We start from the raw sequence: 9,205 nt of genomic DNA on the forward strand, positions 1-9,205 counted from the left end.
CCAGCGTGCCGCGGCCCGACTGGCACCGGCCCTCGCTCGACCCGCTGCCGTTGCCAGCCGGCGACGATCCGGTCGATCCGGAGGAAGCGGCTGCAGCCGCCGCCTCGCATCGTCGGGCGACACCTCCCGCCTCCCCTTCCCTTTCCCGAGATCCGATCGTGCCCGTGCCCAAGGATGCCAGACCACCGAAGACGCCGCGCAAGCGCCGGTCCTGGCCGCGCCGGATCGCGATGTGGATCGTGACGGGCATCCTCGGCTTCATCCTGCTGTCGCTGGTGATGGTGGCGATCTTCCGCTTCGTGCCGCCGCCGATCACCTGGACGATGATCGGGGACGTTTTCGCCGGGCACGGCGTGCGCAAGAGCTGGATGCCGCTCAGCCGGATCTCGCCCAACATGGCGCGCGCCGCGATCGCCGCGGAGGATGCGCGATTCTGCGAGCATGGCGGGTTCGACTATCGCGCGATCGCGGCCGCGGCGGCGCGCAACGCGACCGGCAAGAAGCTGATCCGCGGCGGATCGACGATCAGCCAGCAGACCGCCAAGAACGTCTTCCTGTGGCAGGGCGGCGGCTATTTCCGCAAGGGCCTGGAGGCGTGGTTCACGCTGCTGATCGAGAAGATCTGGGGCAAGCGGCGGATCATGGAAGTCTACCTTAACGTCGCGGAGACCGGTATCGGCACCTATGGCGTCAACGCCGGTGCGCAGCGATATTTCAAGCACGACGCCTCGACGCTGACGCCGCGCGAGGCGGCCCAGATCGCGGCCGTCCTTCCGCTTCCCAAGAAGCGGGCGGGAATCGATCCGAAGGGCTTCACCCGCCGCTATGGCAGGTCGATCAGCGCGCGGATCGGCGTCGTGCTGAACGACGGGCTCGACACCTGCCTGCGCTGACACCCATCCCGCCGCATCGTCGGCCGGGATGAATCGAGGCGGTCGCCCATCGGACGACCGCCTCGTCTCGTTACTTCTTCTCGTCGCCGACCACGGCGTCGCCTGCCTTCTCGGCAGCGGCGCCCACCTTCTCGGCCCCGCGCTCGACACTCTTGGCGGCGCCGGTCACCGCATCGGTGCGGATCGCGTCATTCTGGCTCTGATTGAACAGATACACCGCGCCGATCGCCACCGCGACCAGCAGGATCACGCCGATCAGCACGGCAAATCCGCCGCCGCCGCGACGCTCGACCACGACGGTACGATCGCCGCCGGTCTCGGTCACGCGCTCCGCAGTGACGCCGTCACTGCGCTCGGTTACTCGCTCGACCATCTCCAAACCCTCCTGTTTGTTATTGCCGCAGCAACAGCGAAGGACGGGAGATGGTTCCGCAGGCGGCTCAGAACGGCAGCTTGAAGCCCGGCGGCAGCGGCATGCCCGCGGTCATCTTGCTCATCGCTTCCTGAGAGGCGGCGTCGGCCTTGGCGCGGGCGTCGTTGAACGCCGCGGCCAGCAGATCCTCCAGCACGCCCTTCTCGCCGGGGTTCAGCAGCGAATCGTCGATGTCCATGCCGATGATCCGGCCCTTGGCGGTCGCGCGGATCTTGATCAGCCCGCCGCCCGAGGCGCCCTCGACCTCGATCGTGTCGAGATTGGCCTGTGCCTTGGTCAGTTCGGCCTGGACGTTCTGCGCCATGGCCATGATGTCTTCGAGACTCTTCATTTCACGTTCCTGTCTTGGACCAGCCGAGCAGCTCGGCATCGGGAAAGGCCTGCATCGCCGCAGCCACCAGCGGCGACCGCAGCACGGCGTCGCGTTCCGCATTGGCCAGGTCGGCCTCCCGCTCACGCAACGTCTGTCCCCCCGTGTCCGATCCCGTCAGCAATTTCCAGTTGATGCCGGTGATCTCGCGCAGCGCCGCGGAAAGCTCGCGGACGAAATCCTGCGGCAGCGGGCGCGACGACGAGAATTCGACCTCCGTCCCCTCGAACCGGATCGGGCGCAGCAGGTGGCGGACCTGCTCGGCCAGCTGGTAGCGGCGATTCGTTTCCAGGAACTCGGCCAGTTCGGCCAGGTCGCGCGGCAGCCCCGCGACAGCGCCCTCGGGCGCGGCGCTTGCCGCCGGTGCTTCGCCCGCGGCGGGGGGCGCGGCCGGCGCGCCGGTCACGTTGACGCTGATCGATCCGCTCGCGATCTGCCGCGCCAGATCGCCCGGGTCGGGAAGCTGCGAGGCGTGGACCACGCGAAGCAGCGCCATCTCCGCCGCCTCGATCGGCAGCACCGCCCTGGCGACTTCGTCATGCCCACGCAGGATCAGCTGCCACAGCCGGTGCAGCATCGGGAAGCTCAGCCCCGCGGCCCAGCGTTCGAGCGCCTTCACTTCCTCGACCGACTGGGCCGGGTTCGCCTCGGTCCCCAGCTTGATCAGCGTGGTGGCGTGCACCGTCTCGAGCAGCGTGCGCAGCACCGCCTGCGGATCGACGCCCAAATCATATTGCCCGCGCAGCGCATTCAGCGCGCCGGGCGCATCGCCCGCCAGCAACAGGCCGAACAGGTCGCGGATCGCGCCGCGGTCGGACAGGCCGAGCATCGCCCGAACCGCCTCGGCCCGCACCATGTCCCCTTCGATCCCGGCATGGGCGATCGCCTGATCCAGGATCGACAGGCCGTCGCGCGCCGACCCCTCGGCGGCACGCGCGACCAGCATCAGCGCCTCGGGCTCCGCCTCGACACCCTCGGCATCGCAGACGCGCGCGAAATGGGCGGCAAGCTTGTCGGCCGGGATGCGGCGCAGGTCGAATCGCTGGCAGCGCGACAGCACCGTGACCGGCACCTTGTTCACCTCGGTTGTGGCGAACAGGAACTTCACATGCGCCGGCGGCTCCTCCAGAGTCTTCAGCAGGCCGTTGAACGCGGCCTTGGACAGCATATGGACTTCGTCGATGATGTAGATCTTGTAGCGCGCGGACACCGCCGAATAGCGCGACGCCTCGATGATCTCGCGGACGTCGTCGATGCCGGTATGGCTGGCGGCGTCCATCTCGATCACGTCGATATGGCGGCCCTCGGCAATTGCGCGGCACGGTTCGCACACGCCGCACGGGTCGATCGTCGGCCCGCCCTGCCCGTCCGGCCCGATGCAGTTCAGCGCCTTGGCGATCAGCCGCGCGGTCGAGGTCTTGCCGACCCCGCGAACGCCGGTGAGCAGAAAGGCATGCGCCAGCCGGTCGCGCCGGATCGCATTGCCCAGCGTCGTGACCATCGCATCCTGACCGATCAGTTCGCTGAAGGTCTGGGGCCGGTATTTGCGGGCAAGGACGCGATAGGCCTCGGGCTTTTGCGGCTGAGGCGGCTCTTCGAGGCCAAGGAAGGAGTCGTCGGACATCGCGATCCTGTTAGCCGCTCGGATCGAGGATGTCGAAGCCGGAACGCGCTGCGGGCGCGTCATCGACGCGTACGGCGGGGATCCCCGAAACCGGGATCCATCGAAGCGAATGGCATGTAATTGAGGTGGGAGCCGGACGACCCGATACGAAATCGTTGCGGCTGCTTCCTTCCGGACCTGACCGGGTTGGCGACGGCACCGTCCGCCCGACTCCCGCGGCGCATATGGGCGAAGCCGCCGGATCGCGCAAGAGGGCGGCCCGTGGCAGGCCGCCCCCTCGTTTTCAGCACCACTCGCTGGTGTGAGTGTTGTCGGCGTACAGGGTGTTAGCGCCAGCGACGGACGCGCTGGCAGTCGCGATAGCTGCGGCCATAGCGCCAGACATTGCGGCATTCGCGCGCCCAGTAGGAGCGGCGGCCGTCGCGATACCCGCGACGGTCGTTGCGGTAATAGCGACCGCGATTGGCGTAGCGGCGATCCCGATAATAACGGCCGCGATTGGCATAGCGGCGATCGCGGTTATAGCGGCGGCCGCGATCGTAGCGACGCTCCCGACGGTCGCGCCAATCCTGGCTGGCAAGCGCGGAAGTACCCGCTACTGCATTCACCGCGGAAACGGCGCCGACCGATGATGTGTTGGCGGTAGCCGTTCCGGGGACTGCGAAGGCGGCCAGTACGGCTGCCGCCGCAAGGGACAACATCTTCATACTATACTCTCCTGTACACGCGGGTCTCACATCCGCCCGCTATGGACGCGGAAACCCGTACTTAGGTTCCGTGCAACATGTTTCCGTCGAATGTCAGGGAGAGCGGCAGGCGTTCAGCGACCCTGCATGTCGCGATGTTCGGGCGGCATCCGCACGGTCATCCCGTCGAGTTCGGGCACCAGCACGATCTGGCACGCCAGCCGGCTGGTGCGGGTCGCGCCGGTCGCGAGATCGAGCATGTCCTCCTCCTCCTCGCGAGCGGGCGGAAGGCGCGCAAAATCGTCGGCAGCGACGATGACGTGGCAGGTCGAGCAGGCCATCTGACCCTCGCACGTTCCTTCCAGCGGCTGGCCGTCGGCCTGCGCGACCTCGAGCAGCCGGTCGCCCTCGGCCGCGGCGACCTCGCGCGTGTCGGCACCGTCGGCGCTGACGAAGCGGACGCGGATCATCCGGATATCCGCTGCGCGCGGGCGGCGGCGTCGATGTGATCAAGAGCTTCCATCAACGCCTCTTCGCCGGTGTCGCGGCCAAAGCCAAGCCGGATACTCGACCGTGCCTGCAGGTCGGTCAGCCCGATGGCCCGCAGCACATGGCTCGACCGCCCCGATCCGCTGGCACATGCCGAGCCGGCGGAGAAGGCGATGTCGCGCAGCTCCGACATCAGCCGCGCCACGTCGAGCCCCTCGTGCCGCAGGTTGAGATTGCCGCGATAGCGGCGATCGACACTGCCGTTGACGACCCAGCCTGCGCCCAGCCGCGCCACCGCCAGGCCGAACAATCGCTCGACATGGGCACGATCCGCCGCTCCACGCCCGGCCGCCACGCGCGCCGCGGCACCGAACCCGGCACATAGTGCGGGCGAAAGCGTGCCCGAGCGTCCTGCCGCCTCCTGCCCGCCGCCATGCATCAGCGGGTCCAAGGTCACGCCCTCGCGCATCCACAATGCGCCGATCCCCTTCGGCCCGTGGATCTTGTGGGCCGACACCGCGATCAGGTCGCAGCAGTCGGGGATATCGACCCGGCCATAGCCCTGCACCGCATCGCACAGGAACAGGCCGCCCGCATCATGCGCCAGCGCCGCCAGCGCCTCGATCGGCTGGATCACGCCGATCTCGTTATTGACCAGCATCGCCGCCACCAGCCCGGTGCCGGACCCGATCGCCGCGCGCGCGGCCTCCGGATCGACCAGGCCGTCGCCGCCGACCGGCAGCACCGTCACCGGCCGCCCTGCCCGCCCCGCGGCCTCGACCGTGTCGAGCACCGCGGCATGTTCGGTTGCCAGGGTCACGATCGCGCCGCTCGTGCCCTTGATCGCCCAGTTCAGCGCCTCGGTCGCGCCGCTGGTGAAGCTCACGCTTCCTCCGGGCGGCAGCAGGGCGGCGACCTGATCGCGCGCCACCTCGACCGCCGCCCGCGCCTTGCGGCCCGCGGCATGCGGCGAATGCGGATTGGCAAACCCGTCCTTCAGCCAGGGAAGCATCGCGTCGAACGCCTCGGGCGCCAGCGGGGTGGTCGCCTGATAATCGAGATAGATCATGCCGCGCGTGACCCGGCCTCTGCGGAAATCATCTCCCAGGCGTCGGCGAAGCGGCGCAACTCGTCCGGGGTGGTGCTCCATCCCGTGCTGACGCGGATCGTATGCGAGGCCATTTCGGGCGCCACCCCGAATGCCTTGAGCACCCGGCTCTCCTTCAGCGTGCCCGACGAACAGGCGCTGCCGGCCGAAACGGCAAAGCCCTTCATGTCGAACCGCATCAGCTGAGCCGCGGCGCTCAGCCCCGGCATCGCCACCGCCAAGATATGCCCAGCGAAATCGCCATGCCCGCCGACCGCGATCCCGCCCGCATCGCAGATCCGCCGCCGCATCTGGAAATCGGCATCGTGCAGCGCCAGGTCCGGTTCCGCCGGCGCCATCAGCGCCTCGATGGCCGCGGCGAAGCCCAGTGCCGCGGGCAGGTTCTCGGTGCCGCCGCGATAGCCATATTCCTGACCGCCCGTCGGTTCGAGCTGGCCCAGGTCGCGCACCAGCAGCGCACCGATACCGGGCGGTCCGCCGATCTTGTGCGCCGAGATCACGATCATGTCGGCCTGGGGCAGGAAGATCCGCCCGCCCCATTGCACGCAGTCGCTGACCAGGATGCCGCCGCCCTCGCGGATGGCATGATCGAACCGTTCGATCGGCTGGACCTTGCCGGTCTCCGGATTGACCCGCTGGATCGCCACCACCGGCGTTCCGCCGCCCGCCAGCACCTCCGCGACCGCCTGTTCGTCGACATCCCCCGCGACATCGACCGGCAGGATTCCCGCATCGGGCGCCGCCCGGAACACCGCGTCATGCTCGACCGCCGAGATCCAGCGCCGCCCGCCGCGGACCCGCTGAAGCGCGAGTGACAGCGCCTCGCTCGCGCCGCTGGTGAAGATCAGCGTGTGCTCCCAGCCCAGCGCCGCCTTGATCCGGGCGCGCGCATCCTCCAGCGCCGCGCGCGCCGCGCGCCCCTCGGCATGGGGCGAGCTGGCATTGGCCCAGTGCAGCATCCCCTCGATCATCGCCTCGCGCGCTTCGGGGCGCATCGGCGAGGTCGCGGCATGGTCCAGATAGGTGCGCTCGGCCAAGTTCATCGTTCCAATTGCGTAAAGAGGGGTGCTGCCTATATAGCGCGCAACTTCCCGCGCTCCACCGGCGCACCAGAATTCAAGCAGGTCCCTCGATGCCCGAAGTCATTTTCCCCGGTCCCGAAGGCCGCCTCGAAGGCCGTTTCGCCCCCGCGCCGAAGCCGCGCGCGCCGGTCGCGATGATCCTCCACCCGCATCCCAATGCCGGCGGCACGATGAACAACCACATCGTCCAGGAGCTCTACAAGACGTTCCAGCGCCGCGGCTTCGCGACGCTGCGCTTCAATTTCCGCGGCGTGGGCAAGAGCCAGGGCGTATTCGACAACGGGATCGGCGAACTGTCCGACGCCGCCTCGGCGCTCGACTGGGTCCAGAGCTTCCACCCGGAAGCGTCGACCACCTGGGTCGCCGGCTTCGGCTTCGGCGCCTGGATCGGCATGCAGCTGCTGATGCGCCGTCCGGAGATCCGCGGCTTCATCTCGGTCGCGCCGCCGGCGAACATGTTCGACTTCTCGTTCCTCGCCCCCTGCCCCTCGTCGGGCATCATCATCCAGGGCGAGAATGACGAGGTCGTCACGCCCAGCGCGGTCCAGAAGCTGGTCGACAAGCTGCGCACCCAGCGTCACATCACCATCCATCACGACACCATCCCGGGCGCGAACCATTTCTTCGAGCACGAGATGCGCGAGCTGATGGGCAGCGTCGACCGCTATCTCGACATGCGGCTCGACCCGAATTCGCCCATCCGCTGATCGGATGACGCGACGCGACGTCACGGTGACGGGCGGCTGCCAATGCGGCGCCGTCCGCTACCGGGCCGACGCGATGCTAGACAATGCGCATCTGTGCCATTGCCGGATGTGCCAGAAGGCGAGCGGCGGGCTGTTCGCGCCGCTGGTCGCCGCGCCGGACGACGCGCTCCACTGGACGCGCGGTCACCCGTCGATCTTCATGAGCTCCGAGCGGGTCGAGCGCGGCTTCTGCGCGGCGTGCGGCACGCCGATCTTCTACCATTCGCTCGACACCGGGCGGACCAATCTCATGATCGGGACGCTCGACGATCCCGCCGCCTTTGCGCCGAAGGTCCAGATGGGCAGCGAGGCGCGCATGCCTTGGTTCGACACGCTGCCGGCTTTGGCCGACGAGGGCGAGACCGGGGCCGACGATCCCGACTGGGCCGAGGGGATCCGCCGCAGCAATCGCCAGCATCCCGATCACGATTGAGCGCGATTGAGCCGGCCGACGCGATCGGTTAGGCTGTGCCCATGGACGATCCGAACAAGCCGCTGTTCCGCTATACCCAGGGCAATTCGATCCTCAGTGCGCGACCGCTGACCGGCGCTGCCTGGGGAATCGCCGCGCTGCTCCTGCTGGGGCCGATCGTCGCGATGTTCGTGGCGGGGGCGCTGACCCCGGGCCAGGGCGCCGGCTGGCCGCTGCTGACGATCGTCGTCACCGGCACCATCGCCTGGATGATCGCCAAGCAAATCCTGAAGACCCGCAGCGTACCCGCGCGCTGATCGGGTGACCGATCCGGCGCTGATCGATCGCGCGATCGGCGCGTTGATGGGGCTGGCCGCGGGCGATGCGGTCGGCACCACGCTGGAGTTCAGCCTGCGCGATCAGGCACCTGCCCTGACCGACATGGTCGGCGGCGGGCCCTTCGCGCTGAAACCCGGCCAGTGGACCGACGATACCGCCATGGCGTTGGCGCTGGGCAACAGCCTGGCGGATCGTGGCGGCTTCGATCCCGTCGACTGCATGTCGCGCTTCGTGAACTGGTATCGCTGGGGCGCCTATAGCTGCACCGGGACCTGTTTCGATATCGGCATCGCCACCCGCGCCGCGCTCGAGCGATTCGAAGACAGCGGTGATCCCGTCGCCGGCTCGGTCGATCCGCGCAGCGCGGGCAACGGATCGCTGATGCGGCTTTCGCCGGTGGCGATCTTCGGTGCGTTGCGCAGCGAGGCGGAGACGGCGCGGATCGCGCGCGAGCAGAGCCGGCTGACCCACGGCGCCGATGAATGCCTGGCGGCGTGCGAGGCCTATGCCCTGCTTACCCGTCGCGCGATCCTGGGTGCGGACCGCAACGCCGTGCTGGCGCCTCAGGCGTCGGACGGACCGGAGCGCATCGCCGCGATCCTTGGCGGCGGATGGCGCGGCAAGTCCCGCGATCGCATCTCGTCCAGCGGCTATGTCGTCGACAGTCTGGAGGCGGCGTCATGGTGCGTCGGCACGACCGAAAGCTTCGAGGAAGCGATATTGCTGGCCGCCAACCTCGCCGACGATGCCGACACCGTGGCCGCGATCACCGGTCAGCTGGCGGGCGCCCTGTACGGGGCAAGCGCGATCCCGGCGGGCTGGCGCGCGAAGCTTGCCTGGGCCGACGAGATCGAGGCGCTGGCGCGTCGACTGCTCGGCGCGCCCGTGGCGGATGTCGCCGCCTAGCACTACTTTGGCACTTTAGGTTCGGCCGGCGTGCCGAGTGAGCGCTGACAGTGCGGGCATCGGGAGGGTGGTGGTCGTGCGAAGAGGTCGAGGATGGCCTGCCTAACGGCCGGCATG

Annotated in this window: 12 protein-coding genes and 1 other RNA gene; 5 read left to right on the forward strand and 8 right to left on the reverse strand. The window is 68.7% G+C overall.

Going from position 1 to position 9,205, the window contains the following annotated elements:
• Positions 1-230: 230 nt before the first annotated feature.
• Positions 231-893: a monofunctional biosynthetic peptidoglycan transglycosylase gene (gene mtgA / locus TPR58_RS21370; protein ID WP_346248814.1), complete on the forward strand. Its 663-nt coding sequence runs from the start codon at positions 231-233 to the stop codon at positions 891-893.
• Positions 894-963: 70 nt separating this feature from the next.
• Here mtgA and TPR58_RS21375 read toward each other — a convergent pair whose 3' ends face one another.
• The 8 genes from TPR58_RS21375 to TPR58_RS21410 form a co-directional block, all read right to left on the reverse strand.
• Positions 964-1,266: a hypothetical protein gene (locus TPR58_RS21375; protein ID WP_346248797.1), complete on the reverse strand. Its 303-nt coding sequence runs from the start codon at positions 1,264-1,266 to the stop codon at positions 964-966.
• A 67-nt stretch (positions 1,267-1,333) separates the two neighbouring features.
• Positions 1,334-1,657: a YbaB/EbfC family nucleoid-associated protein gene (locus tag TPR58_RS21380; protein ID WP_346248798.1), complete on the reverse strand. Its 324-nt coding sequence runs from the start codon at positions 1,655-1,657 to the stop codon at positions 1,334-1,336.
• Position 1,658: 1 nt separating this feature from the next.
• Positions 1,659-3,320, reverse strand: a complete 1,662-nt coding sequence (locus TPR58_RS21385; RefSeq protein ID WP_346248799.1) for a DNA polymerase III subunit gamma/tau — start codon at positions 3,318-3,320, stop codon at positions 1,659-1,661.
• A 122-nt stretch (positions 3,321-3,442) separates the two neighbouring features.
• An RNA gene (ffs, locus tag TPR58_RS21390) (signal recognition particle sRNA small type) lies at positions 3,443-3,537 on the reverse strand.
• Positions 3,538-3,646: 109 nt separating this feature from the next.
• Positions 3,647-4,027: a hypothetical protein gene (locus TPR58_RS21395; RefSeq protein ID WP_346248800.1), complete on the reverse strand. Its 381-nt coding sequence runs from the start codon at positions 4,025-4,027 to the stop codon at positions 3,647-3,649.
• A 113-nt stretch (positions 4,028-4,140) separates the two neighbouring features.
• Positions 4,141-4,476: a 2Fe-2S iron-sulfur cluster-binding protein gene (locus TPR58_RS21400; protein WP_346248801.1), complete on the reverse strand. Its 336-nt coding sequence runs from the start codon at positions 4,474-4,476 to the stop codon at positions 4,141-4,143.
• A complete protein-coding gene (locus TPR58_RS21405; RefSeq protein ID WP_346248802.1) occupies positions 4,473-5,564 on the reverse strand; it encodes a cysteine desulfurase family protein in 1,092 nt (363 codons plus the stop codon). Before TPR58_RS21405 ends, TPR58_RS21400 begins: the two co-directional genes overlap by 4 nt.
• The gene (locus TPR58_RS21410) at positions 5,561-6,646 is read right to left on the reverse strand and encodes a cysteine desulfurase family protein (RefSeq protein WP_346248803.1); all 1,086 of its coding nucleotides are present in this window, start codon (positions 6,644-6,646) and stop codon (positions 5,561-5,563) included. The genes TPR58_RS21405 and TPR58_RS21410 overlap by 4 nt, the downstream gene beginning before the upstream one ends.
• Positions 6,647-6,735: 89 nt before the next feature.
• Here TPR58_RS21410 and TPR58_RS21415 point away from each other — a divergent pair, with 89 nt between their 5' ends.
• From TPR58_RS21415 to TPR58_RS21430, 4 genes are read left to right on the forward strand one after another with little or no spacing between them, the layout of a single operon-like run.
• Positions 6,736-7,392, forward strand: coding sequence for an alpha/beta hydrolase (locus TPR58_RS21415; protein ID WP_346248804.1), 657 nt, complete (start codon positions 6,736-6,738; stop codon positions 7,390-7,392).
• 4 nt (positions 7,393-7,396) lie between these two features.
• Complete coding sequence (locus tag TPR58_RS21420; protein WP_346248805.1) at positions 7,397-7,864, forward strand: GFA family protein; 468 nt, start codon at positions 7,397-7,399, stop codon at positions 7,862-7,864.
• Positions 7,865-7,905: 41 nt separating this feature from the next.
• Entirely contained in the window at positions 7,906-8,160 is a 255-nt protein-coding gene (locus TPR58_RS21425; RefSeq protein ID WP_346248806.1) for a hypothetical protein, read from the forward strand.
• A 4-nt stretch (positions 8,161-8,164) separates the two neighbouring features.
• The gene (locus tag TPR58_RS21430) at positions 8,165-9,088 is read left to right on the forward strand and encodes an ADP-ribosylglycohydrolase family protein (RefSeq protein ID WP_346248807.1); all 924 of its coding nucleotides are present in this window, start codon (positions 8,165-8,167) and stop codon (positions 9,086-9,088) included.
• Positions 9,089-9,205: the final 117 nt, after the last annotated feature.

The organism is Sphingomonas rustica (genome assembly GCF_039652585.1).
GTDB lineage: Bacteria > Pseudomonadota > Alphaproteobacteria > Sphingomonadales > Sphingomonadaceae > Sphingomonas > Sphingomonas rustica.

Bases quoted from the DNA above. Each gene is read 5' to 3' on its own strand.
- mtgA (WP_346248814.1), top strand. From the start codon at position 231: ATGTGGATCGTGACGGGCATCCTCGGCTTCATCCTGCTGTCGCTGGTG.
- TPR58_RS21425 (WP_346248806.1), top strand. From the start codon at position 7,906: ATGGACGATCCGAACAAGCCGCTGTTCCGCTATACCCAGGGCAATTCG.
- TPR58_RS21400 (WP_346248801.1), bottom strand. From the start codon at position 4,476: ATGATCCGCGTCCGCTTCGTCAGCGCCGACGGTGCCGACACGCGCGAG.
- TPR58_RS21385 (WP_346248799.1), bottom strand. From the start codon at position 3,320: ATGTCCGACGACTCCTTCCTTGGCCTCGAAGAGCCGCCTCAGCCGCAA.
- TPR58_RS21420 (WP_346248805.1), top strand. From the start codon at position 7,397: ATGACGCGACGCGACGTCACGGTGACGGGCGGCTGCCAATGCGGCGCC.
- TPR58_RS21405 (WP_346248802.1), bottom strand. From the start codon at position 5,564: ATGATCTATCTCGATTATCAGGCGACCACCCCGCTGGCGCCCGAGGCG.
- TPR58_RS21415 (WP_346248804.1), top strand. From the start codon at position 6,736: ATGCCCGAAGTCATTTTCCCCGGTCCCGAAGGCCGCCTCGAAGGCCGT.
- TPR58_RS21410 (WP_346248803.1), bottom strand. From the start codon at position 6,646: ATGAACTTGGCCGAGCGCACCTATCTGGACCATGCCGCGACCTCGCCG.
- TPR58_RS21395 (WP_346248800.1), bottom strand. From the start codon at position 4,027: ATGAAGATGTTGTCCCTTGCGGCGGCAGCCGTACTGGCCGCCTTCGCA.
- TPR58_RS21375 (WP_346248797.1), bottom strand. From the start codon at position 1,266: ATGGTCGAGCGAGTAACCGAGCGCAGTGACGGCGTCACTGCGGAGCGC.
- TPR58_RS21380 (WP_346248798.1), bottom strand. From the start codon at position 1,657: ATGAAGAGTCTCGAAGACATCATGGCCATGGCGCAGAACGTCCAGGCC.